Raw genomic sequence first — 23,825 nt, 5'->3', positions numbered from 1 at the left:
GAGCCCCGCCTACCCCTGCTTCAACAACCGTTGCTTGTCGCGCGACCAGTCCCGATCCTTCTGGACCTCACGTTTGTCGTAGGATTTACGCCCCTTGGCGAGCCCGATCGACAATTTGGCCATGCCGCGCTCGTTGAAATAGAGCTTGAGCGGCACGATGGTGTTGCCCTGCCGCTCCACGCCGCGGGCCAGCTTGGCCATTTCGCGTGCCGAAACCAGAAGTTTGCGCCGGCGCTTCTCGTCATGGTTGAAGCGGTTGGCCTGTACATATTCAGGGATATTGGCGTTGATCAGCCAAAGCTCCCCATCTTCGGGCGAAACATAGGATTCCGCGATCTGCGCCTTGCCGTTTCGCAGCGACTTGACCTCTGTTCCGCGCAGGACAAGGCCCGCTTCGAGCGTTTCGAGTATCTCATAGTCGAACCGGGCGCGGCGGTTCTCCGCCACGACCCCGGTCTCGAGCAGTCCTTTTTCTTTCTTCGGTGCCATAATAGACCGATCAGTTGATTAGGCCCGCGTGGACCAACGCTGCGTCGATGACCTGCTTGGCGCCCTCGGAGACCGGCACCAGCGGCAAGCGGACCTCGTCACCACAGAGCCCCAGGCGCGAGGCGGCATATTTCACGCCCTGCGGATTGGGTTCGATGAACAGCGCCTTGTGCAACGGCGCCAGACGGTCCTGAATGGTGAGTGCAGTGGCGAAATCGCCGGATTGGCACGCCGCCTGGAAGGCTGCGCAAAGCTTGGGAGCGACATTGGAGGTCACCGAGATGCACCCCCTGCCGCCATGAGCATTGAATCCGAGCGCGGTGATGTCCTCACCCGAAAGCATGATGAAATCGGGGCCTAGAGCCGCCCGCGTCATGCTTGCCTTGCTCATATCGGCGGTAGCGTCCTTGACACCCACTATATTGGGGCACGCATCGCGCAGGCGCTTGATGGTATCGACAGCGATATCGACCACCGTCCGCCCGGGCACGCTATAAAGGATCACCGGCAGGCTGGTGGCCTTGGCGATGGCGGAGAAATGCTGGAACAGCCCCTCCTGACTGGGCTTGTTGTAATAGGGAACGATGGTGAGAATCCCGTCGGCCCCGGCCTTTTCCGCGAACTCGGCGAGGTGGATCGCTTCCCGAGTGGAGTTGGAACCCGCCCCGGCGATGACCGGCACCCGGCCCTTGGCGACATCGATGGTGATCTCGATTACACGCCGGTGTTCTTCGTGGCTGACAGTGGGACTTTCGCCGGTGGTGCCGACCGGAACCAGCCCGTTCGTCCCCTCGTCGATCTGCCATTTGACGAAACGCGCCATCGCATCTTCGTCAACAGCACCATTGTGGAACGGCGTTATCAGCGCCGTGATCGACCCGCTAAACATGCGAAACAGTCCTCGATTTGAACCGCCGGCGCGCCCGACAGCCCCTCATTATACGTATCGGTGTCAACCGTTGCGGCGGACACCCTCTTGATGACGCGAGATGACGAATTTGTCACCCCGAAAACTGGCGCACCATAGTGGCACTTGCATGGCGCGACAAGCGTATGCGCGCCGCTCTCAGGCTAGAGGAACCGAGATTGTCCAACGCGCTGGGCATGCTATGAAGCGTCATGCTCAAGCGCGCCAAGACAATGCCGGAAAGTCCGATCTTTTCTCAGTTGCCCGTCCGGATGATTACAAGCGGCCCGGCCGGAGTGCAGGTCGCCGTCCATGTCCATGGAACCCTTAGCGACGATATTTTACCTGTCATCTGCATCCCCGGCTATGTCCGCAACATGGCCGATTTCAGGCATTTGCCGGCGGCCATCAACCAGGTCCCCGGCACGGGGCTGGCGTTCGTGTTGGTCGACCTGCCAGGCCGCGGCCGCTCTACTCCTCTCCCCAGGGATTTGGCCTATTCCACATTGCTGGACGCCGATTGCGTCCTTGATGTCCTCAACGCGCTGGACATCGGCCCCGCCGTGTTGATCGGCGAAGGCCATGGTGGGCAGGTGGCGATGCTGGCGGCGGCGCGTCAGCCGACCAGGATCGCGGGCACCGTTCTTGTCGATTCCGGACCGGTTACCGACTCCAGGGGGCTGGTGCGTACCCGCACCAATTTCCGCCACATCACCGATTTGCGGAGCCCTCCCGCCGCCCGAGCGGCACTCCACAAGATGCTGAGCACCGACTACCCCGGCGAAAGCGAAGCGCGGCTCGATGAGCTTGCCGAAAGGCTCTATGTGCAAAATCCGCGTGGGCGCCTCGAGGCACTGTTCGACGATCGGCTCATCGAACAACTCGAGCAGTTCGAATTCGATGATGTGCTCGAACCGCAATGGCAGTTGTTCAGCGCCCTTGCCCATGCACCACTGATGATCGTCCGCACTCAGCTCAGCGACCAACTCCGCCGCGCGACATTTGACGAAATGCTGCGCCAGCGACCGGATGCAGCAACCCTGGCGATCTCGGGCCAGGGTTCACCGGCGCTTTTGGACGGAGCAGAAGAGCGCGACGCTCTAGCTCAATTTCTTATCGAGGTTTGCCGATCGCCTTCGGACGAAAACTAATGAGCTTCGTCCCTGACGATCGCCTGGGCCTGCGAAACCCAACGCTCTCGCTCGATCCGCCCCCTAAACGATAGCCGGTCGTTCATGACGGCAATTGCATGCTCATCCCAAGCGGCGATCTGGTGAAAATGGTAGATGCCGTTCTCATGCAGAACCGCTTCAAGTTTCGGTCCTATCCCCTTGATCTTCTTAAGGTCGTCTGGTCGCCCCTCCAACGGAGCTGAAAGCAGGCCGAGGCCGGTATCGTCAGCATCAGGCGCGGCGGCGGGTTCGGCAGTTTTGGCTGGCGCCTGTTTCGGACCCAACATGCGCTTGAGCAGATAGCCGATCACGCAGCCGATAAGGAATGCGGCCAGCAGAAGCAAAGCGCTGGGAATAATGTGCGGCGTGGGATTCATTGCGGGGCCCTCACTCCAAATCTTCGGGCGCGCCATACCATCCGGCAGCAATGCCGATGAGCAGCGCCATGAGCAGGAAAGGCCAGTTGATGATGATGAGATAGGCGATATCGCTCAATGCCCTGCCCCCGTTTCTGTGCCAGCCGCATCTTCAAAGCTGAAGACGATCCGGCGATTGGCTGCCTTGCCCGCTGCCGTTTCGTTCGATGCGACCGGCAGGCTTGCGCCATAGCCTACGGCGTAGAGCCGCTGCGGGTCGATACCCAATTCGGTCAGTTTGAAGACGACAGCTTCGGCCCGCGATAGCGAAAGGATCAGATTGGCGTCCTCCCCACCATCGGCGTCGGTATGACCTTCTACATAAACGGGGGCCGATGGACAATCGGCGAGAATCTCGGCCACACCCTCCAGGGATTCTTCCGACTCCGCCGTAAGGCGCGCGCTCCCCGAGGCAAACAGAATGGATCGACCGGCCATAAAATCATCGATCCTGTCGCGGCAAAGCTGGTCCCGATCGTCTCCGGTCATCGACGTCGCTCGTTCCGCTTCCATCGTTGCCGCATCTTCGGCGACCGGATCGCCGGCAATCGCTTCCGCAGGTGATCCAGCATCGCCGACCGCCTCAATGTGTGCCGCCTCGTCGCCTAGATCGATGCTCGTTTCCGTGTCTTCGGATAGCTCTCCCGTCGCGGGGGTCTCGATCTCGGAATCCTCGGCACGCACCGGCTCGTAGCCGGTCTCTTGCTCAGCGACGGCATTCGAGTCGCCTTCGTTAAGCGGCTCCGGCTTGAGCTCGATTTGCCAGTCAGATCCCAGGCCGGTCTCTGCCCCCAGTATAGTCTCCACCGAGGAGCGTTCGCTGGGGTGGATCAGTATGCCCGTTATCGTCCAGTCGCCGTCCTCATAGGTGACGGCTCCTTCGTCGAGCAACCCGCTCACTTCGACCGCCTTGACAGCGTCGGTGAAAAACCCGGAAGGTGCTCCTTCGGACACTCCCATGCGATCGATCGCCTGCTCCCCTGCCCGCTGGATCAGCATCTCCTTGACGGTCAGGTGGGGAACGTCGCCGGCCAGTACGGTTTCACCATTCGCAACGCGCACCGACCACGAAAACTCAGCTTCCACCGGACGCTCTTCATCGGCTACGTCTCCAAGCGTCTGAAACTGCGCCACCGCAGGCCCGCTCGCGAGCAGAACAACCGAAATCAATGCAAGAGTGGTAAGCCTGGGCGAAATCATGGACCGTTATTATCTGAAGGGCAGCATGCGAGGCCGGGAATGCCCGACTCATGAAACGCGCACAGTGTAGTGCAGTTAACTTCCCGGTGTCGCGGCGATCTCTTCAAGTGGCCGTGAGCTCCACAGACTATTGCGACGAGTGAGGGGCAATCTCTGATTACCACACCTTTGCGCAGCGCTTAGGCTCTCCGAACTGCCAAAGGTTTGCCGAAAATATTCCAAAAGCAAAAGAAAAGGGCCCGGCAAGCCGGGCCCTTCATAATTCCAGTTCGGTAGAACCGAATTAGAACGTCTTTTCCATCGAGAAGACGACCTGGTAGTTTTCGTTGGAAGCAACGAAACCTTCGAGGCTGGTTTCGAAATTGCCACCCGGAGCGTAGGTCACGCCGCCAGCACCGTAGACGTAGTCGTCCAGGCCTTCCGGATCGGTGTAACCGAGTTCGGCAAAAGCAGTGATGGTTTCCGTCACGTCCACATCGACACCGCCGTAAACGGTGAAGATCTCGACAGAGGCAAGCTCTTCATAGCCAGCGCCGAGGTAAACGGCCACGGTTTCGGTCGCGTCGAACGAACCTTCACCCATGATCGCGAAGTCTTCGTCATCGTTGAACAGCGCATCGGCCTTCAGCGAGAACATGTCGAAGGTGGCGTCGGCGCCGACGTTCGCAACCCAGTTGCCGTCATCGTCGGCGATGAAGCCGGCGCGAGCAGCGAAGTTGTCGAACTCAGCCGAAACCTTACCGTAGTAGTTGACCTGCTGGTCAGTGCTACCCAGCGGGTCGGCATTGCTGTAAAGATTACCGAACAGAACACCGGCTTCAGCGGAGATACCGGAAGCGTCATAGGCAACGCCGAGACCGGCAGTGCCATCACCTTCGAGGTCTTCGAGCGAAGCAAGAACGGTGAAACCATCAGCAACAACGGCTTCAAGCTGAATGCCGTGGCCACCGGTGGTTGCGGCAAACTCTTCACCGAAAGCTTCTTCGTTGTCGATTTCGAAATCGAACCAGTCGTGCTTATCGTTGCCGTAGGTGTCATCGAAGATTTCGGTATCGAAGATCGAGTCACGCAGGCCAGCCGACAGGGCAGTACCGTTGGAAAGGATGAACTGAGCATAGGCTTCGTTCACGTTGATGTCGTCGGTGCCATCTTCGTCGAACGAAATATAAGCAACAGCAACGCCGTCATCGGTCTGGGTCTGAGCTTCGAAAGCCAGGTCCCAGTTCAGGTCCGACTCGGTATCAGCAACGTCGCTAGCACCGAAGGAGAAGTTCTCCACGGTGTAGTCATACTGCACGCCGCCCGAGATGAGCAGGCAGGTGTCGTCGGATTCGATGGTCAGGCCGGACATGCCGAGCGCATCGCAAACGCCGAGCGAGACGAACTCGACGACCGGATCAGCGGCCTGGGCACCCGTCGACAGGGCCAGAACGGCTGCAGAACCCAAAAGAAGGCTCTTAAGTTTCATAATTGACCTCCAAAGTCAGTCATTCAGTTTTGTTGCCGGGCTATCCGGCAGTTTGTCGAAACGCGACCACATTTTTGTTTGGTGTCGTGTGTTGCCGCCGCGTTGCGACCGACAAACGATCCCATGCATGGATTCGCAAGACCCACTCTAGCGATGGCGGATGCCCGTGCAACAGCCGTTATACGCCTTCAACAGGCCCTAGCATGGGTTGCGAAGTGAATGTTGCAAAATGTCCACACATCCGGAAACCACTCGTTAAGACTTTTGGCAAATAGCGTTAACAACCCGTTTAGACTTGCCCTGCGACAAGCGATCTCGCCTCCCGATCCGTAAAACAGCCACATTGGTCATATGCTAGATTTGAGGGGCCTCTATCGTTGGGAAGGACCACTTTTGCCTGATCGATTGTCCCCTCGCCTGGGCGCATGCATTGCCATTGCTCTTTTTGGTCTTGCCTGCAGCGACGTGGCGGTTGGTCAGCAGCCCAGCGGCAGCGAGCAGATGCTGATCGACATCGATGCGCTGATCGTGGGCACCGAAGTCACGACCCGTTGCGCCCTGTTCGATTCCTCGCTTCAATATCTCACGCCTCTCGAACAGGTCGGCGCGACGCTTCGGCTGCAGGAAATCGTTGTCGCCGCCTCCTCACTTGTCGAAGACATGCCCGACCGTGTCGCCCGCATGCATGCAGATGCCGCCGAGATCGAGTGCGGCAACAGCGATCTGGTGCCTTACATGGATTTCAGCCGGCAGATCGCGCGCGATATGATCGACATCGCGCTCGTGGCTTGGCGATCCATCGATATCGACCGGTGCAACTATTTCGCCGACGATGGTTTCATGGTCGCCGTCGATCGCGCGCGCGCAGCGGCCGAACAAGCCACGATCGAGGGCGAGGCGAACCGGGTGGCCTATATCGAGCACGGAGCTGCGATGTGGGTAGAGATATTCAACGACAATTGCAGGAACCTGCAGTTCGAGCCGGTGGAAACCGTTCCCGGCCAGATCGCCCTCGCCCTTCCGACAGAATAGTCGTTTGACCCTCTTCCAGTGCCAAACAAATTGCGATAATAGCGGTCGCTGAATGGGGCTGTAGCTCAGTTGGGAGAGCGCGTCGTTCGCAATGACGAGGTCAGGGGTTCGATTCCCCTCAGCTCCACCATTCATTCTTCCTCGAATTTCCGAAATTTAGTCGGTCGGCTTAAGCGTGTAGCCGATTGTTTGGCCGCCGGCACCACTGCATGTCGAAAGCGCCCCAAGTAGGACGCCGGCAATGACCGACGACGACAGAAGTACCCGTACTATTCGCAAGTAAAATCCACTAAAACGGCCTAATCATTACGATTTAGAATCGCCCATTTTAGTGGCCGCATTATTGACAGCATTTCTGCTCGAGGGCGCAAAAAGCGCCGTGCAGGCTTGGTGCGACGTGCGCAAAAAACGTCGCCCAAAACTGGCCGCACCTACATCTATAGGCGGAAGTGCGCCCGCGAGCCAATGCTCGTAATGTCGATGGGAGGCGAAAAGCGGGAGCAGTCGCGCGCCATGTCGACGGGAGCAGTCGCAACAACGTTATTTCTCGGGCTCGAGTTCGAAGCCTCGGGGGCCGTCTTGCGACCGCGGACCGAGACGGAACTCCTCGCCATGGAAGCGCTCTCCCGGCTCGACGAGGAGTCCGGCGACCTCTCGATCATCGACATGTGTTGCGGCGCGGGCAATCTTGCCGCCGCCATTCAGGTAAACAGGCCGAACGCAAGGGTGTGGGCCTGCGATCTCACCGATGGCGCCATTGAAGCAACGCGGAGCAACATAGGGCGGCTGGGCCTGGGGCAAAAGGTGTCTGCGTGTCAGGGAGATCTGTTCGCCGCCCTGGACGGCCTGACTCTCGAAGGCTCGATCGACATGATCATTGCCAATCCTCCCTACATCTCCACCAAGCGGCTGACCCAAGGCGATCGCGCATATCTGCTCTCAAAGGAGCCGCGGGAAGCTTTTGATGGTGGCCCCTATGGCATTGCACTGCATCAACGGATTCTTGCCGATGCCCCGACCTTCCTCAAGGCGGGCGGATGGCTGGGGCTCGAGTTCGGGCTCGGCCAGGCCCGCCAGATCTTCGCGCTGATCAAACGCTCAAAGGTGTGGAGCGATCCGCAGTGGGCCCATGACGCGGACGGTCAGGAACGTGTCGTCTTCATCCAGTTAATCGCCCGAGGCCGTGGATGAACGCGCCGGTAAACACAGTGCGGGGCGACTTGATCCGGCCCTTCGCGCGCAAGGACGCCGAAGCGGTTTCGCTGCTCTTCCATGCCTTGATGCACCATGCCAGGGACGCTGCACCCAGGCGTCTTGCGGCCTATCTCGGCTCACATTTCATCGACGGGCCTTTTGCCGATCCCGAAATCCCCTCCCTTGTCTATGTTTCGGATGAGGAAGAAGTCGAAGGGTTCGTCGGGGTCGTGGTGCAGCCGATGGTTTATCGCCAAAAGACGATCCGCGCGGCGATCCTCGGGACGCTGATGGTAAAGGGACATGACCGGGCTCCCACGATCGGCGCCCGCCTGCTCAGAAAGGCCGTAAGCGGGCCGCAGGATGTCACGCTCAGCGAAACGGCCGGAGAGGCCTCGCTGGCGATGTGGCGGCAGTTGCACGGGACGGTCCTTGACCGATACAGCTACGACTATTTCCGCGTCCTCAGGCCGGTGAGCTTTGCCATTGCCCTGATGGCACGACGGGTTCCCTGGCTGGCTTATGCAACACCAGTCGCGCAGTTGCTGGACAGGCTGGCGCCGCGAGACGGCAGCCGGTTGGGTTGGACAGGGCTTCCGGGCGAATTCCGCACCCATGGCGGCGTGTACGCAAGGCGTGTCTCGGTCTCGGATTTCGCGCGGCTGACGGAGGTTCTGCTGTCTGCGGATGCCGTGAGGCCTGTATGGCCAGACGGGTGTTTGCCGGCGTTGATCGCCGAGGCGATGGACAAACCCGAATATGGCGCGCCGCACCTTTGCGAGGTCGTGACGCGGGCGGGGCATCCGATCGGGGGGTTCCTGCTGCATTTCGCTCCCAGTGCCTTGGCCCAAGTGCTCGACGTCCTGCATGCTCCGGGACAGGCGGGCCCCGTTTTCGATGCCATGCTGTGCTACGCGCGCGATCTGGGGGCCTGTGGCGTACGCGGCAGGATTACCCCATCGCTGTTCGACGCCCTTGTGAGTCGCAAGACTCCGCTGGCTCACGCGGGGGCCAGCGTCATCCACGGCAAGGATACGGCGCTCGTTGCCGCGTTTGCGGAGGGGCGGGCGCATTTCAATGGGCTGGTTGGAGAAAGCTGGACGCGAATTATCGGGGGGACGTTCAACTGAACCGACCGCCACAACGACTTTGGCGCGCGTCGCGCCAAGTCCCATAGTTTGATGAAACCGGGTACGACGACAGGATCTGAGGGAGACTTTCCAGCATGTGCGGCATAGCCGGCTATCGGGACGATGCGTTGGGTGCGCCAGAAGGGCTCGCCCTGCTCGTTGCCATGACGCGGGCTATCGCGCATCGCGGCCCGGATGCCGCGGGTCATTGGGCGGAAGCAGGGATCGGGTTGGGACATCGCCGCCTGTCCATCGTTGGGCTGGCCGACGGGCAGCAACCCATGGCCGATCCCGAGGCGGGGCTGATGCTGAGCTATAACGGTGAGGTGTTCAACTTTCCCGAACTGCGAGCCGAACTCGAACAGCGCGGACATCGGTTCCGTACCCATAGCGATACCGAAGTCATCCTCAAGCTCTACCGGGAATACGGCGCCGACTGCGTGAGCCATATCAATGGCGATTTCGCGTTCGCTCTATGGGACAGGCCCAACCGCCGCTTGCTCCTGGCCCGGGACCGCATGGGCGTACGCCCGCTATATTGGGCACGGACCGGAACAGGGATCGTCTTTGCTTCGGAAGCCAAGGCGCTGTTCTGTCACCCGCAGCTTTCAGCCGAACTCGATCCGCCGGCCCTCGACCAGATTTTCACCCTGTGGTCGCCGCTGGCCCCGCGCACCATCTTCAAGGGCATCTTCGAGCTTCCGCCCGCGCATCTGATGCTTTTCCAGGGCGGTAAGCCGCAGATCCGCCCCTATTGGCAGCTCGACTATCCCGATGAAGCCGACGCCTCGCAAACCGGCAGTGCGCAAAGCGTCGCCGAGGAGGTTCTGGACCTTCTGACCGATGCGACGCGCATCCGGCTGCGAGCCGATGTGCCGGTTGGGTCCTATCTTTCGGGCGGGCTCGACTCTGCGATCGTTGCGGCACTGGCGGCGCGGGAAAAACCCGATGGCCTGTCCACCTTCTCGGTCGCCTTTGAAAGCGCCGAGTATGACGAAAGCGCTTACCAGCACGAGATGGTTTCGGCTCTGGGAACCGAACACGCCCAGGTGCTCTGTCGCAATGCTGATATTGCCGATGTATTTCCCGATGTCGTGCGCATGGTCGAGCGTCCTGTTTTGCGCACGGCCCCTGCGCCGCTCCACCTGCTGTCGGCACTTGTACGAGCAAAGGGTTACAAGGTCGTGCTCACCGGAGAGGGGGCCGATGAGGTCTTTGCCGGCTACGATATCTTCAAGGAGGCCAAGGTGCGCCGCTTCTGCGCCCGCGATCCGAAATCGCAAGGCCGCGCGCTGCTGTTCAAACGGCTCTATCCCTACCTGCCCGAGTTCCAAAAGCAGAATGCCAGTTATCTTGCCGCCTATTTCGGGGTCGAGGCGGCAAGGCTGGACGATCCGCTGTTTTCCCATCGTCCGCGCTTCCGTTCGACGTCGGCGGCAAAACTGTTCTTTTCCGCCGATCTCAAGGCCACGCTTGCGGGCTATGATGCTGCCGAAGAATTGGCCGCCCAGCTCCCGGCCCGATTTGGCCATTGGCATCCGCTACATCAGGCGCAATTTCTCGAAACGCGCTATCTCCTGCCCGGCTATATTCTCTCCGCGCAGGGCGACCGGATGGCCATGGCGCATGGGGTGGAGGGGCGATTTCCCTTCCTCGATCACCGGCTTGTTGAGCTGGCGGCAGGGATTTCCCCGGCGCTCAAACTCAGAGGACTGGAAGAAAAGCACATCCTGCGCCGCGCGACAGCGCATCTGATGCCTAAAACGATTGGCAGGCGCACCAAGCAACCCTATCGCGCGCCCGACAGCGCCGCATTCGCGGCAAGCGATGCCCCCTATGACGCTGCCGCGCTTTCCCGCAGGGCCGTTGCCCAAGCGGGCATGTTCAATCCTGACGCGGTGCAAAAACTGCAGGCAAAGCTGGCTGCGGGCAAGCTTTCGGGCTTTCGCGACAATGCCGGTTTCGTCGGCGTTTTGTCGGGTCAGCTCTGGCACGGCCAGTTCTCGGTCACCAACACGCTCGACCAATCACAACCAACCTACGGCAGGGAATTGACATGACTGCACACGATCGCATCCGCGCCTTCATCATTGAAAACTTCCTGTTCGGGGATGCCGACTCCATGGTCGAGAATTCCGCCTCGCTGATCGATAACGAGATCATCGATTCAACGGCGGTGCTTGAGCTGGTGGCGTTCATCGAGGAGAGCTTGGCGGTCCCGGTCGCCGATTCAGACATCGTGCCCGCCAATCTGGACTCGGTCGATGCCATCGCGCGGTTCGTGGCTGAAAGGGGCGCAGGCCCCGCCACCCGAGGAAATCCAGAATGCGTGTCGAGAGCTTTCTGAGCCAAAGTGCTGCGCGCCTGCCCGGCAAGACGGCCCTGGTCGCCGGGCTGACGCGGCTCGATTATTCAGAGCTCGATCGCCTGTCCAGCGCTCTCGCCGGGGGGCTGGCGCAAGCGGGGGTCAGGCGTGGAGACCGGGTGCTGGTCTTTCTGGACAATTGCTGGGAAGCGGTCGTCGCGATTTTCGCAATCCTCAAGGCCGGGGCGGTCTTTTCGCCGATCAATGCCTCAACCAAATCGGCCAAGCTCGCCTATATCATCGACAATTGCCGTGCCACGGCGGTGATCACCGGGACGCGCACAGCGCCGGTGCTCGCCGAGGCGCTTGAACATGCCCAGGCACAACCCCTTGCGGTGCTCGCTGGAAACCCATCCCCGGCCCTGCCCCAGGCGCGCCATTTGCCGGCGTTGATCGGTGAGGGCAGGCCCGTACCGGACCATGGTGGCGGTGCGGACGATCTCGCCATGCTGATCTATACGTCTGGCTCGACCGGGAGCCCCAAGGGCGTGATGATGACTCACGCCAATATCGATGCTGCGTCGCGGTCCATTACCACCTATCTGGAAAATACCGAGGACGACATCATCCTCAACGTCCTGCCGCTCGCTTTCGACTATGGGCTCTACCAGGTTCTGATGGCGGTCCGCATGGGCGCGACACTGGTGCTCGAAAAATCCTTCGCCTTCCCGCAGGCCATTTTCGAGACCATGCGCGCCGAACGGGTGACCGGTCTGCCCCTTGTGCCGACCATGGCGGCGATGATCCTCAATATCGAGGGGCTTGAGCCCGGCGGTTTCCCTGCGCTGCGCTATATCACCAACACCGCTGCGGCCCTCCCGCCCGCCCATATCGAGAAATTGCAGGCCCTGTTCCCCACGACCGCAATTTTTTCGATGTATGGGCTCACCGAATGCAAGCGCTGCACCTGGCTGCCTCCGGCCCGGCTCAAGGACAAGATCGGCTCGGTCGGCATCGCCATTCCGGGCACACGGGCCTACGTGGTGGACGATGACGGCAAGCCCGTGCCTGCCGGAGTGAGAGGAGAACTGGTCATTTCGGGGCCGCATGTCATGCAGGGCTATTGGGAGAATCCCGAAGCCACCGCCAGGGCGCTGCGGCCCGGCCCCAATCCAGGCGAAAGGGTGCTTGCGACGGGCGACCTGTTTTATGCCGACAGCGAAGGCTTCCTCTATTTCGTGGGGCGCAAGGACGACATCATCAAGACGCGCGGCGAGAAGGTCGCGCCCAAGGAAGTCGAAGCCGTCCTCGCCGCTCATCCGGGAATTTCCGAGGCCATCGTGGTGGGCCGCGAGGACCCCGTGCTCGGGCAGGCGATCTGCGCGCTCGTTATCGCGCGAGACCCAAGCCTTACCGAGCAGGACGTGATCCGCCACTGCGCCAGGCTGCTCGAGGATTTCATGGTCCCCAAGCACGTCGTGTTCCGCCAGAGCCTGCCCACCACCGACACCGGTAAACTCAGCCGCCGCCTTGCGGCAGACAGTCTTCTCTGATGTCCAACCTTGCCCCTTCCTTCGCCGCGCCGTTCTCAAGGGATGCCCTGGTCCTCGATGCCGAGGCTGAGGTCGAGCGCATCGTCCTGGCCATGCGCCGGCAGCTGCGCACCGACCTCAAGCGCCGGGGATTGGTTCTGGGCGTATCCGGAGGCATCGATTCGAGCGTCTGCGCCGCGCTGGCGGCCCGCGCGGTGGGTCCCGAACGGGCGTTCGCCGTCATGATGCCGGAAAACGATTCCGACCCCGAAAGCCAGAAGCTCGCGGAAATGCTGCTGGCCCATTTCGGCATCGCGGGCGTGGTCGAGAATATCGGGGAAACACTCGACGCCATGGGCTGCTATCGCCGCCGCGATGACGCCATCCGCGCCCTTGTGCCCGAGTTCGGGCCGGGCTGGGGCTGCAAGGTCGTCATCGCCAATGCGCTCGAAAGCGACAGCTTGGCCATTTCCTTTCTTGTCGTGCAATCGCCGGCGGGCGAAACCCGCAAGCTGCGCATGCCCGCCGAAATCTATCTGGCGATCATCGCCGCCACCAACATGAAGCAACGTACCCGCAAGCAGCTCGAATATTTCCATGCCGACCGGCTCAACTACGCGGTGATCGGCACGCCCAACAGGCTCGAATACGATCAGGGCTTTTTCGTCAAGAATGGCGACGGGGCGGCTGACATAAAGCCCATCGCCCATCTTCTGAAGTCGCAGGTTTATCAGCTTGCCGAGTATCTTGGCGTGCCCAAGGAGATATGCCGCCGCCCGCCCACCACCGACACCTGGTCCCTGGCCCAGTCGCAGGAAGAGTTTTATTTCTCAGTGCCTTATGCCCAAATGGACCTGTGCCTTCTCGGCCTTGACCTGGGCGTCTCCCGCGAGGAGGTGGCCACGGCCACCGGGCTGACCCCGGACCAGGTGACCCGTGTCTGGGCCGATATCGAGAGCAAGCGCAAGGCGACACGCTATCTGCACCTTCCCCCCTTGCTTATCGACTAGCTCGAAGCACTTTGACAAGGACCAGCGCAGGAGGGTCGGCCTTAGGCAATGAAAGCCGCCAGTTCGGGATCGGGCTCGGTTCCCACCGCATCCATGAAGGCGTTGGTCGCCATCATTATCCCCGCCAAGGCCGTGAGGTCGACAAGCGTCTTCTCCGGCAGCGCCTGCGAGAGATTCGACCATACTGCCGGAGGAATTGCCTTGGCATCGGCCGCAAAAGCCCTGCCGAAGGCTTCGACGATGCCAAGATCGATCGCGATGGCCGGGGCCTCGTCGGTCAGGCCCGCCAGTCCCCGGCGCATGAAGGCCATGCCCACGACATTGTCCATCTCGGCGCTAATCGCCAGGCAAAGCGTCAGGACGGCGCGATCGCCGATCACGGGGGCCAGCTCGTCGCGCAGCGCGAACCATTCGCCATAAACCCTGAGCGCCACGGGAGAATGAACGAGAGTGCGCTTCATATTGGTCATGCGTCCGCGCAGACGCAATTCTTCATCATGGGCCGCCTTCTGCTCGGGTCGGGCACGATCGAGATCGAGTTGGCCGATATAGGGTTTTCCGATCATTCGACGTCCACGATGCTGGCGCCGCGCTCGAGGGTGTTGCCCACCGTGCAGACGGCATGGGACTCCGCGATGAGCTGCCGGCGCTCCTCATCGGTAAAGTCTCCCCCGATGTTGAAGTCGCAAGCAAATTCGGCGACCCTCGAGGGCGCGCCTTCGCCTTTGGTGTGCGTTACATCGACCGATACACCCTCGAGCCGGTCCTGCCAGCCGAATTTGCGGGCCGCGATGCGCACGCTCAAGACGAGACACCCGGCGAGCGCCGCGTCCATCAGTTCGAGCGGGGTCATCCCCTCGTCCCGGGCCATCGCAGCCAGCGCCATGCGCGCGCCCGACCGGGCTTCGACTTCCCCCTGCCCCTCCTTGTCGAGATGGGCAGAAACGGTGGTGGGGCGTGCTGTGATGGTAACCATGATCTGTCGCTATGCTCGTTATAGGGTAGATATGTTTGATGTAAGCAATTGTATGCGGCAATCACAGCCCGCAGGATAGATTGGGCTTCGACACGCAGCCGACCGACAGGAATGTCATTCCCGCGTTGGTTCGAAATACGGCAAAGATTGTCATTGGCGTGTGGATGAAGCGCATGACCTGGCGCGCTAGATATGGAAACCACTTGGCGCTCGATGCCGTCGGCGCCAGCAGACAAGGAGCTGGATGCATGTCTCATTTCGTTTCAACGTGGCGCATGGCAGCGCTTTCGGGCGCCGCTGTCCTCGCGCTCGCCGCCGCAGCGCCGGCGGGGCTCGCCCAGGAGGCCGATCCCAGTGCCGTCATCCGCATCGGCTCGCTCTACGAGCCCCAGAATCTCGACAACACCGCCGGTGCCGGCCAGGGCGTCACCGAAGCTTTCAACGGCAATGTCTATGAGGGCCTGTTCAGGCTCACCGACGATGGCGAGGTCGAGGAGGTTCTGGTCGAAAGCTATGAGATCAGCGAGGACGGCCTCACCTACACCTTCACTCTGCGCGAAGGCGTCACCTTCCATTCGGGCGATCCGCTGACAGCGGCCGATGTCAAATATTCGATCGAACGCGTGACTGCCCCCGAATCGCAAAGCTCGCGCCGCAATTCCCTCGCGGCCATCGAAAGCATCGAAGCGCCGGATGATCGCACCGTGGTCATAACGCTCGGCGAACGCTCGATCTCGCTTCCCTACAATCTGAGCTATGTCTGGATCGTCAACGACGCGGCGACCGAATTGACCGCCTCCGCCGACGGCACCGGCCCGTACCGCCTCGACGACTGGCGCCGCGGCACGTCGCTGACGCTCACCCCCTTTGCGGATTATTGGGGCGAAGCCCCCAGCAATGGCGGGGTGGTCTTTACCTATTTCACCGAAGCCACCGCCCAGAACAACGCCCTGCTCACCGGTGCGATCGACATCATTCCTTCGGTGCAGAGCCCCGATTCCCTGGCCCTTTTCGACGGCAATCCGCAATTCACCGTCACCGAAGGCGCTTCCACCACCAAGGAATTGCTGGCCTATAACGACCGCATCGAGCCGTTCAACAACGTCCAGGTGCGCAAGGCTCTGGCCCGCGCCATCGACAAGGAACGCCTCCTGGCTTCGATCTGGGGCGAATATGGAACGCTGATCGGCTCCTTCGTGCCGCCCACCGATCCCTGGTATGTCGATCTGACCGACGTCGATCCCTATGATCCCGAAAGCGCCCGCCAGCTTCTTGAAGAGGCCGGTTATGGCGATGGCTTCAGCTTTACCCTTGATACGCCGAATTACGATCCGCATCCGCTGGTCGCCCAATTCATCCAGAACGAGCTCGCCCAGATCGGCGTGACGGTCGAGATCAACATCATCACCGCCAACGAGTGGTACACGAAGATCTACCAGGCCCAGGATTTCGAGGCGACGCTGCAGGAACACGTCAACCACCGCGACATCGTCTTCTACGGCAACCCCGACTTCTACTGGGGCTACGACAATCCCGAAGTGATCGAGTTGATCGCCTCGGCCGAAGCGAGCGAGACCGTCGAAGAGCAGGTCGAAAAGCTGACCGAGGCGAACCGGATCATCGCCGAGGACGCGGCCAGCAACTGGCTTTATCTCTATCCGCAGATCGTGGTATCGAGCGCCAACGTCAGCGGGTATCCGATCAACGGCCTGAACTCTCAGTTCTTCGCCTACGATATCGAAAAGAGCCAGTAGTCCCACCAGCCCGGCGGAAAGGAGAGCGACATTCTCGTCTATCTTTTGCGCCGGTCCCTGATCCTGGTGTTTTCCCTGGCGATCGCTGCGGCAGTGCTGTTCGTGCTGCTGCGGCTTTTGCCGGGCGATCCGGCCAGCGCGCTGATTTCGGTGGGGGCCGACCCCGAACAGATCGCGGCTGCCCGCCGTCAGGTCGGCTCGGACCTGCCGCTTTTCGAGCAGTTCATCCATTTCGTTTCGAGCCTGATGCGGTTCGATCTGGGCACGTCCTTTGTCAGCCGCACCTCGGTGGCGGCCGAGATTGCCGCCCGTCTGGCGGTTACCGTCCCCCTGACGCTCATGGCCTTTGCCCTTGCCGTGGTGATCGCGGTGCCGCTCGGTATCGTCGCGGCGGTCAGAGCCGACAAATGGTATGGGGCCGCGATTTCCGTCGTTTCCCAGCTCGGCATCGCCATTCCCGTCTTCTGGGTCGGCATTCTTCTCGTGGCGGTCTTTGCCGTCAATTTCAGGATATTCCCCTCTGGCGGTTTCCCCCCGGCCGGATGGTCGGACCCGGTGGCCACGCTGCGCGCCCTGGCGCTGCCGACCATCACCATCGCCATCGTCATGGCCGCTTCGCTTCTGCGCTATGTCCGCTCGGCCACCCAGGACGTTCTGGGCAGCGACTATCTGCGCACCGCCAGGGCGCTGGGATCGGGCTTTGCCGAAGCGCTCGTGCGTCACGGATTGCGGAATGGCGCGGTGCCGGTCGTTTCCATCCTCGGGATCGAACTGGCGACCACCTTCCTCGGCGCGGTCGTCGTCGAGCGGGTGTTCACCCTTCCGGGGCTGGGGTCGATGCTCCTGCTCGGCATCGAGCAGCGCGATTATCCCAACGTCCAGGGCGTATTGCTCATTTCAACGCTTATCGTGCTGCTCGTCGGGTTTGTCGCCGATATCATCCAGCGTCTCATCGACCCCCGGCTGCGCCGCTCGAAACGGAGTGAGGGACGATGAGCGCCGTGGACCTCGATAGCCCCGCGCCAACCCGCAAGCGGTCCCGCCTGCCGCTGACGCTGATCGTGGGCCTTGCACTCGTCGGCATCCATGTTGCCATCGCGCTGCTGACGCTGTTCTGGACGCCTTACGATCCCAACGACATGGCGGGGATGCGGCTCGAAGGCCCGTCGCTCGCCCATTGGGCGGGAACCGACCGTCTGGGCCGCGACCTGTTCACTCAGATCATGATAGGCTCGCGCATCGCCATTCAGGTGGGCGCCGGTGCCGTGGCGATCGGCGCGGCCATCGGCGTGACGCTCGGCGTCATCGCCGCCTTCGCCACACGAACGCTCGACGATGCGTTGGCGGCGACGCTCGATATCCTCATTGCCTTCCCCACATTGCTGCTCGCCATGCTGGTGGTGGCCGCCGGCGACGGGGCCAACCTCGGATCGGCGATCATTGCGCTCGGGGTCGCCATTTCCGCCATCGTCGCCCGGCTCACGCGCATTCTTGCCAAGCGCGTGCTGGAGATGGACTACATCACGGCGGCCCGCACCTCGGGCACGTCCTGGCTGGCCATCGTCTTCATCCACCTCCTGCCCAATATCTGGCCCACATTGATGGTCAATTTCGCGCTCCAGTTTGGGCTGGCCGTGATTGCCGAGGCGTCGCTCTCCTATCTGGGCCTCGGCGCGCCCCCGCCCAATGCGTCCTGGGGACGGCTGCTGCAGGAGGCGCAGGGCACCGTCTATACAGCTCCCTTCGGGGCGGTCGCGCCGGGCATCGCGCTGGTCATCCTTGTTATCGGCATGAACCTCCTCGCCGACGGCCTGCGCGATTTCGCCGATCCGACGCGGAGGCGCAGCCAGTGAGCCCCATTCTCGAAATCGACGGCCTCACCATATCGGCCAGGGGACAGAAGCTGGTTTCCGATATCGACCTCGCCATCGCGCCCGGAGAGCGCTGGGGCGTGATCGGGGAGTCCGGATCGGGCAAGTCGCTCACCGCCCTCGCCAGCATCGGCCTTCTGCCGGCCGGGCTCGAGCAAACCGGCTCCGTCACCCTCGACGGCCAGCCGCTCCATGCCCTGTCGGAGCAGGAGATCACCCGCCTGCGCGGCCAGGCGGCTTCGGTCATCTTCCAGGAGCCGCTGACCGCGCTCGACCCCCTGATGCGCCTGGGCAAACAGACGGCCGAACCGGTCGCGCGCCGGCTGCGGCGTGAAGGAAAGACGGTGGATCGGAAATCCGTCGATGCCGAAGTGATGGACCTTTTCGAGCGCGTGGCCCTGCCCGAACCGGCCCGCATCGCCCGCTCCTACCCATTCGAGGTCTCGGGCGGGCAGCGTCAGCGGGTGGCGATCGCAATGGCGCTCGCCTGCCGTCCCAAACTGCTGATCGCCGACGAACCCACCACGGCGCTGGACGTGACGACGCAAGCCGAGGTGCTCGCCCTTCTCAAGCAATTGGTGAGAGAAATGGACATGGCGCTGCTGTTCATCAGCCATGACCTTGCCGTGGTCAATTCCATCGCCGAGCGGATCGTCGTGATGCGCCAGGGCAATATCGTCGAGCAAGGTGACGCGGCGCGCGTGCTGGCCGAACCGCAGCACGATTATACCCGATCGCTCGTCGCGGCCGCGGCCGCCTTCGAAAACGCATTGGCGGGGCGACCATGAGCCTGCTTGCTCTCGACAAGGTCAGCTTCGGCTACGACAAGACCCAACAGGTTCTGCACGAGGTGTCCTTCGCCGTGCGCAAGGGCGTCAATGTGGGTCTCGTCGGGGAATCGGGCTCGGGGAAATCCACCATCCTTCGCCTGCTCCTGGGTCTCGATATCGCCGGCTCGGGCAGCATCACCTTTTCAGGCCAGCCGCTGGACCCGCGCGACAAGAGCTTCATGCGCGGCTATCGCAAATCGGTACAGCCGGTGTTCCAGGACCCATATTCCTCCCTGGACCCGCGCCAGCGCGTCGATCGGATCATCGCCGAACCGCTGCGCTCGCTCCGGATCGCCGGCGATCACGACGCGGCAATCGCCGCAGCGCTCGACGCAGTCGGTCTGCCGCCCGACGCCGCCCATCGCTATCCCCACGCGTTTTCGGGCGGGCAGCGCCAGCGCATCGCCATCGCGCGGGCCATAGCCCCCGGCCCCCAGGTGCTATTGGCCGATGAAGCCGTCAGCGCCCTGGACCTTTCCACCCGCGTCCGCATCGTCGATCTCCTCAAGACTCTCTCGGCTTCCCTGACCGTCCTCCTGGTCTCCCACGACCTCGGCGTCGTCGCCGCCCTCTGCGAGGAGATCGTCATCCTCGAAAAGGGAAGAGTGGTCGAGGCAGGCAGAACCAGCGACATCCTCGCCCACCCTCGCCATCCCTACACACGCAAACTCCTCTCCAGCGTTCCAAGACTGCGGTGACCACGACACCCCGCTGAGGAAATCGATTTCACGACAGGCTGGTCTGGCCCGCCTCGGCTTCAGATCTTTGGAACCTCTTGCCGCTGCACCGCATTGGCCGGAGACGACGAGGGTTACCGCCGGGGGCAAGTCCATGATGGGGGATATCGGCCCGCTGAGCAGCCACATGCTGCAGCACATCGCGCTCATGAACCTAGCGGTTCCCGCGCTGATCTTTTTTGTCGTCAAGTACCGCTCCCAGCTTCTGGCGCGCTCCTGGCCGTTCGCGACGGCCCTCCAGCTCATCCTGCTCTGGGGCTGGCACGCGCCGACCGTGCTCGAAGCGGCCATGGCATCGCCCCTGCTGATGGCGCTGATGCATCTGAGCCTCGTCATCTCGGCCGCCTGGTTCTGGCTCGCCATCGCCTCCATGCCGGCTACCGGATTGTGGCGGTCGATCTTCGCGCTGCTCGTTACGGGCAAGCTCTTCTGCCTTTTGGGCGCGCTCCTGGTCTTTTCGCCCCGCCTGGTATTCGGGCAGATGACCCATCATGGGCACGCCATGACCGCCTCGCTCGCCGACCAACAGATCGCGGGCTTGATGATGCTCATCGCCTGTCCCCTCACCTACGTTCTCGCCGGCGTATGGATCACTGCCCGCTGGTTCCTGGCCCTGGAAGCGCAGGGGCGTGCCGATGCCTGACAAGCGGGACGAAGGGGTCGAGATGGTGCGCGCGCTCACGCGCTGGCAACGTCTCGGCCTGGCCGTTCTGTTCGTGGTCGGCGTGTTCGCGGTAGGCGCCGGCGTATTCGTCTGGACTGGCTATTACAACATCAGCGCCAAGGCACAGCACTGGGATATCACCACCGAAATCCTCGAAACGGTCCGCGATCAGTCGATCCGCGCCCGTGCCGATACGGTCGATGTTCCCAATCTCGACGACCCCGACATGATCGCGCTGGGCCGCGAGCACTTCCTCGGCGGATGCTCGAGCTGTCATGGATTGCCCGGCGAAGTGCTCAACCCGGTCATTTCAGCCATGCTGCCCAACCCGCCGGATCTGACCTACGCCCCCGAGCACTACGATGCGGGCGCCCTGTTCTGGCTGATCGACAACGGCATAAAATATACCGGCATGCCCGCCTGGCCGGCGGATAACCGGTCCGACGAGGTCTGGCCGCTCGTGGCCTATCTCGTCGATCTCAATCGCCGGCAGGAGGAAAGCGCGGTGATTGCCGATCGCAGTCCCGACGGGCAGCCGACCGCCGAGTTCGGTTTCCAGGTTCTCACCCAATGCAGCCGCTGTCACGGAGATGCCGAAACCCCGCCGATCAGCACCCTGGTGCCCGAACTGGCGGGCCAGCCGGTCCAATATCTCGAGCGCGCCCTGCGCGAATATCGCGACGGCATCCGGCCCAGCGGCTACATGCTTCCCGTTGCCTATGGGCTAACGGATGACGACATCACCGAACTGGCGGAATATTACGCTGGTCTGCCGCCGCGCGCGTCGCAGACCTCGCCCGATCCGGACAGCATCGCACGCGGCGGACAGATCGCCGCCCAGGGCGTGCCGGCGGACGATGTGCCGGCCTGCCTGAGCTGTCATGGCAATGGCAATCCGCAATTCCCCGAGCTTGCCGGTCAGTCGGCGCGCTATCTCGAAGGCCAGCTCGAACTGTGGCGCAGAGGCGGGCGAGCGCAAACCGGCTATGGCGAGATCATGTCGATTGTCGGCCAGCGGATGAGTCCCGAACAGATCAGGGATGTGAGCGCCTTTTTCGTCAGTCTGACGCCGCCTGAAGCCGAGTCGTCACAATGAAGCTGATTGCCGCCTTCCTCCTCGTCGCGTTGACGCTTTCCGGCTGCTCGCCAATGCAGTCGGCATTTCATCCCACGGGCGAGGAGGCCGAGCGGGTCGCCACCCTGTTCTGGATCATGACGGCGGGCGGCACCGTCATACTGCTGATCGTGCTCGCGGCGACCGCGCTCGCCCTTTTTGGCGGAAAGGTCAGACGAACGCTTTCGTCCGAGCGGTTCATTACCGTCATGGGCCTCGCCTTTCCGGTCGTGGTCCTCACGGCCCTGCTGATCTACGGCTTTGTGCTCATGCGCGCCGGCGACCGGCCGCAAGCGGCCGAAGGTGGCCTCCGCGTCGAGATCGCCGGAGAATTGTGGTGGTGGCGGGTAACCTATCACACCCCGGATGGGCAAACCGTGGTTTCGGCCAACGAACTGCATCTGCCGGTCGGCGAGCCGGTGGAGATCGCACTGTCCAGTACCAATGTCATCCACAGTTTCTGGGCCCCACAGATCGCGGGCAAGCTCGACATGATTCCGGGGCGTACCAACACCCTGACGGTGACGGCGACCCAGCAGGGTATCAGCCGGGGGCAATGCGCCGAATATTGCGGCGGTGCCCATGCGCTGATGGCTTTCCATCTCGTCGCTCAATCGCCTGTGGACTTTGCCGCCTGGCTGGAGAGGGAAGCGGCGTCTGCGGCCGCTCCGGCAAGCGAGGCGGCAGCGCGTGGCGAAGAGCTTTTCAATCAGGCCGGCTGCGGCGCCTGTCATGCGGTGCGCGGAACCGCGGCCCGAGGCGTCGTGGGTCCCGATCTTTCCCATGTGGGCAGCCGCCATAGCCTTGCCGCCGCGACGCTGCCCAATACCCAGGCGGCGTTTGCCCAATGGATTGTCGACAACCAGCACATCAAGCCGGAAAACCGCATGCCGGCCTATGACATCTTTTCGGAAGAACAGATTTCCGATCTCGCTGCCTATCTCGAAGGATTACAGTGATGATCGATTTCACCGGCTTCAATCCATTCATCAATTTCGGCATTTTCGCCGTTGCCGCCGTTGTCGTTTGGTTCGCCGGCGCCCGGGTCACGCGTTATGCGAACGCCATCAGCGACAAGACGGGAATCGGCCAGGCGGCAATCGGGCTGTTGCTGCTTGCCGGGATCACCTCCCTGCCCGAGATCGGCGCAACCGTCACCTCGGCGGCCACCGGCGCGTCGGCCTTGGCCGTCAACAACCTTTTCGGCTCGATCGCCGTTCAGGTCGTCATTCTCGCCATCGTCGATTTGGCCATTGGCCGGCGCGCGCTGACTTCGTCTATTCCCGATCCCATGGTCCTCCTGCAGGGCGGGCTGAACGTGTTGCTCATCGCGATCGCCACCGCCGGCATGATCGTCGGTGATTTTCCGATCCTGGGAATTGGCGCCTGGGCCTGGGTCAGCATCGCCGCTTATGGTTTTTCGGTCTATATCCTCGCCAACTCCCAGGGCCGGAGATCGTGGCTGGCGGCTCAGCACGGCAAGGTCGACAAAGACCTTTCGGAACAACAGGCCGAAGCCGAAAAGCGCGCCAGCCAGGAGCATTCCGAACGCTCGTTGCGTGGCCTGCTGCTGCGAACCGCCGGGCTGGCGCTGGTCATTCTGGTCGCCGGCTACCTGCTCTCGCGCACCGGCGATGCGCTGGCCAACCAGACCGGGCTGGGCGGAGGCGTCATCGGGTTCGTGCTGCTGGCATTCGCAACGTCCCTGCCCGAGTTCAGCACCACGATCACGGCCGCCCGCGCCGGACTCTACACCCTGGCCGTCTCAGACATTCTGGGCACCAACCTTATCAATGTCGGGCTGGTCTTCGTCATCGATCTGGTGGCGACCGGCGAGCCGGTCCTGTCGCAAGTCGATACCTTCGCCACGTTCGGCGCGCTGCTGGGTATCGCGGTGACGGCGCTGTTCATCATCGGCATGGCCGAGCGGGGCGACAAGACGATTTTCCGGATGGGGCTGGATTCGGCCGCCGTTCTCCTCTGTTACGCGGCGGGCCTCGTCGTGATGTTCTTCCTGCGGTGAG

The 23,825-nt window shown here is 62.2% G+C and carries 24 protein-coding genes and 1 tRNA gene; 18 read left to right on the top strand and 7 right to left on the bottom strand.

Annotated elements, in window-relative coordinates; translation table 11 throughout:
* Nucleotides 1-9 precede the first annotated feature (9 nt).
* Entirely contained in the window at nt 10-489 is a 480-nt protein-coding gene (gene smpB / locus NO932_RS07890) for an SsrA-binding protein SmpB (RefSeq protein WP_309161580.1), read from the bottom strand.
* A 10-nt stretch (nt 490-499) separates the two neighbouring features.
* Entirely contained in the window at nt 500-1,378 is an 879-nt protein-coding gene (dapA, locus tag NO932_RS07885; protein ID WP_309161581.1) for a 4-hydroxy-tetrahydrodipicolinate synthase, read from the bottom strand.
* Between the two features lie 230 nt (nt 1,379-1,608).
* Here dapA and NO932_RS07880 point away from each other — a divergent pair, with 230 nt between their 5' ends.
* Nucleotides 1,609-2,547, top strand: a complete 939-nt coding sequence (locus tag NO932_RS07880) for an alpha/beta hydrolase (protein ID WP_309210626.1) — start codon at nt 1,609-1,611, stop codon at nt 2,545-2,547.
* On the opposite strand, the gene NO932_RS07875 is transcribed toward NO932_RS07880, so the two are convergent.
* The 3 genes from NO932_RS07875 to NO932_RS07865 form a co-directional block, all read right to left on the bottom strand.
* Nucleotides 2,544-2,945: a hypothetical protein gene (locus NO932_RS07875; RefSeq protein WP_309210625.1), complete on the bottom strand. Its 402-nt coding sequence runs from the start codon at nt 2,943-2,945 to the stop codon at nt 2,544-2,546. The two genes, NO932_RS07880 and NO932_RS07875, sit on opposite strands and share 4 nt — an antisense overlap.
* A gap of 114 nt (nt 2,946-3,059) precedes the next feature.
* Nucleotides 3,060-4,118: an OmpA family protein gene (locus NO932_RS07870; RefSeq protein ID WP_309210623.1), complete on the bottom strand. Its 1,059-nt coding sequence runs from the start codon at nt 4,116-4,118 to the stop codon at nt 3,060-3,062.
* Nucleotides 4,119-4,467: 349 nt separating this feature from the next.
* Nucleotides 4,468-5,652, bottom strand: coding sequence for a hypothetical protein (locus NO932_RS07865; protein ID WP_309210622.1), 1,185 nt, complete (start codon nt 5,650-5,652; stop codon nt 4,468-4,470).
* A 465-nt stretch (nt 5,653-6,117) separates the two neighbouring features.
* Between NO932_RS07865 and NO932_RS07860 the strand changes: the two genes are divergently transcribed.
* The 8 genes from NO932_RS07860 (at nt 6,118) to nadE (ending at nt 13,855) form a co-directional block, all read left to right on the top strand.
* The gene (locus NO932_RS07860; protein WP_309210621.1) at nt 6,118-6,684 is read left to right on the top strand and encodes a hypothetical protein; all 567 of its coding nucleotides are present in this window, start codon (nt 6,118-6,120) and stop codon (nt 6,682-6,684) included.
* A gap of 54 nt (nt 6,685-6,738) precedes the next feature.
* A tRNA-Ala gene (locus tag NO932_RS07855) sits at nt 6,739-6,814 on the top strand.
* Between the two features lie 344 nt (nt 6,815-7,158).
* Nucleotides 7,159-7,875: a N5-glutamine methyltransferase family protein gene (locus tag NO932_RS07850; RefSeq protein WP_375142877.1), complete on the top strand. Its 717-nt coding sequence runs from the start codon at nt 7,159-7,161 to the stop codon at nt 7,873-7,875.
* On the top strand, nt 7,872-9,008 hold the full coding sequence (locus NO932_RS07845; protein ID WP_309210620.1) for a hypothetical protein: 1,137 nt from the start codon (nt 7,872-7,874) through the stop codon (nt 9,006-9,008). The genes NO932_RS07850 and NO932_RS07845 overlap by 4 nt, the downstream gene beginning before the upstream one ends.
* A 95-nt stretch (nt 9,009-9,103) precedes the next feature.
* Nucleotides 9,104-11,068, top strand: coding sequence for an asparagine synthase (glutamine-hydrolyzing) (asnB, locus tag NO932_RS07840; protein WP_309210619.1), 1,965 nt, complete (start codon nt 9,104-9,106; stop codon nt 11,066-11,068).
* Nucleotides 11,059-11,355 carry an acyl carrier protein gene (locus tag NO932_RS07835; RefSeq protein ID WP_375142876.1) on the top strand — a complete coding sequence of 99 codons (297 nt, stop codon included), beginning with the start codon at nt 11,059-11,061 and terminating at the stop codon, nt 11,353-11,355. The genes asnB and NO932_RS07835 overlap by 10 nt, the downstream gene beginning before the upstream one ends.
* Nucleotides 11,334-12,866 (top strand): class I adenylate-forming enzyme family protein, encoded by a 1,533-nt coding sequence (locus NO932_RS07830; RefSeq protein WP_309210617.1) that lies wholly within the window; start codon nt 11,334-11,336, stop codon nt 12,864-12,866. Before NO932_RS07835 ends, NO932_RS07830 begins: the two co-directional genes overlap by 22 nt.
* The gene (gene nadE, locus NO932_RS07825) at nt 12,866-13,855 is read left to right on the top strand and encodes an NAD(+) synthase (protein ID WP_309210616.1); all 990 of its coding nucleotides are present in this window, start codon (nt 12,866-12,868) and stop codon (nt 13,853-13,855) included. Before NO932_RS07830 ends, nadE begins: the two co-directional genes overlap by 1 nt.
* A gap of 41 nt (nt 13,856-13,896) precedes the next feature.
* Here nadE and NO932_RS07820 read toward each other — a convergent pair whose 3' ends face one another.
* Nucleotides 13,897-14,421 carry a hypothetical protein gene (locus NO932_RS07820; RefSeq protein ID WP_309210615.1) on the bottom strand — a complete coding sequence of 175 codons (525 nt, stop codon included), beginning with the start codon at nt 14,419-14,421 and terminating at the stop codon, nt 13,897-13,899.
* Nucleotides 14,418-14,831, bottom strand: coding sequence for an OsmC family protein (locus NO932_RS07815; RefSeq protein ID WP_309161597.1), 414 nt, complete (start codon nt 14,829-14,831; stop codon nt 14,418-14,420). Before NO932_RS07815 ends, NO932_RS07820 begins: the two co-directional genes overlap by 4 nt.
* 248 nt (nt 14,832-15,079) lie before the next feature.
* On the opposite strand from NO932_RS07815, the gene NO932_RS07810 reads away from it, so the two are divergent.
* The 9 genes from NO932_RS07810 to NO932_RS07770 all read left to right on the top strand — a co-directional run bounded on the left by NO932_RS07810 (nt 15,080) and on the right by NO932_RS07770 (nt 23,824).
* Nucleotides 15,080-16,585, top strand: coding sequence for an ABC transporter substrate-binding protein (locus NO932_RS07810; RefSeq protein ID WP_375142858.1), 1,506 nt, complete (start codon nt 15,080-15,082; stop codon nt 16,583-16,585).
* Nucleotides 16,586-16,630: 45 nt separating this feature from the next.
* The gene (locus NO932_RS07805; protein WP_309210614.1) at nt 16,631-17,581 is read left to right on the top strand and encodes an ABC transporter permease; all 951 of its coding nucleotides are present in this window, start codon (nt 16,631-16,633) and stop codon (nt 17,579-17,581) included.
* Nucleotides 17,578-18,438, top strand: a complete 861-nt coding sequence (locus NO932_RS07800; protein ID WP_309210613.1) for an ABC transporter permease — start codon at nt 17,578-17,580, stop codon at nt 18,436-18,438. The genes NO932_RS07805 and NO932_RS07800 overlap by 4 nt, the downstream gene beginning before the upstream one ends.
* Nucleotides 18,435-19,244 (top strand): ABC transporter ATP-binding protein, encoded by an 810-nt coding sequence (locus NO932_RS07795; RefSeq protein ID WP_309210612.1) that lies wholly within the window; start codon nt 18,435-18,437, stop codon nt 19,242-19,244. Before NO932_RS07800 ends, NO932_RS07795 begins: the two co-directional genes overlap by 4 nt.
* Nucleotides 19,241-19,984, top strand: a complete 744-nt coding sequence (locus tag NO932_RS07790; RefSeq protein WP_309210611.1) for an ATP-binding cassette domain-containing protein — start codon at nt 19,241-19,243, stop codon at nt 19,982-19,984. Before NO932_RS07795 ends, NO932_RS07790 begins: the two co-directional genes overlap by 4 nt.
* Before the next feature lie 133 nt (nt 19,985-20,117).
* Nucleotides 20,118-20,666 (top strand): cytochrome c oxidase assembly protein, encoded by a 549-nt coding sequence (locus NO932_RS07785; protein ID WP_309210610.1) that lies wholly within the window; start codon nt 20,118-20,120, stop codon nt 20,664-20,666.
* Nucleotides 20,659-21,783: a c-type cytochrome gene (locus tag NO932_RS07780; RefSeq protein WP_309210608.1), complete on the top strand. Its 1,125-nt coding sequence runs from the start codon at nt 20,659-20,661 to the stop codon at nt 21,781-21,783. The genes NO932_RS07785 and NO932_RS07780 overlap by 8 nt, the downstream gene beginning before the upstream one ends.
* Nucleotides 21,780-22,760, top strand: coding sequence for a c-type cytochrome (locus NO932_RS07775; protein WP_309210606.1), 981 nt, complete (start codon nt 21,780-21,782; stop codon nt 22,758-22,760). Before NO932_RS07780 ends, NO932_RS07775 begins: the two co-directional genes overlap by 4 nt.
* Nucleotides 22,760-23,824 carry a sodium:calcium antiporter gene (locus NO932_RS07770; protein ID WP_309210605.1) on the top strand — a complete coding sequence of 355 codons (1,065 nt, stop codon included), beginning with the start codon at nt 22,760-22,762 and terminating at the stop codon, nt 23,822-23,824. The genes NO932_RS07775 and NO932_RS07770 overlap by 1 nt, the downstream gene beginning before the upstream one ends.
* The last annotated feature ends 1 nt before the right edge of the window (nt 23,825 follow it).

Source organism: Pelagibacterium sp. 26DY04, from assembly GCF_031202305.1.
Lineage (GTDB): Bacteria > Pseudomonadota > Alphaproteobacteria > Rhizobiales > Devosiaceae > Pelagibacterium.
Note: the sequence above shows the minus strand (reverse complement) of the source record. Positions and strands in the feature narration are given on the sequence as shown.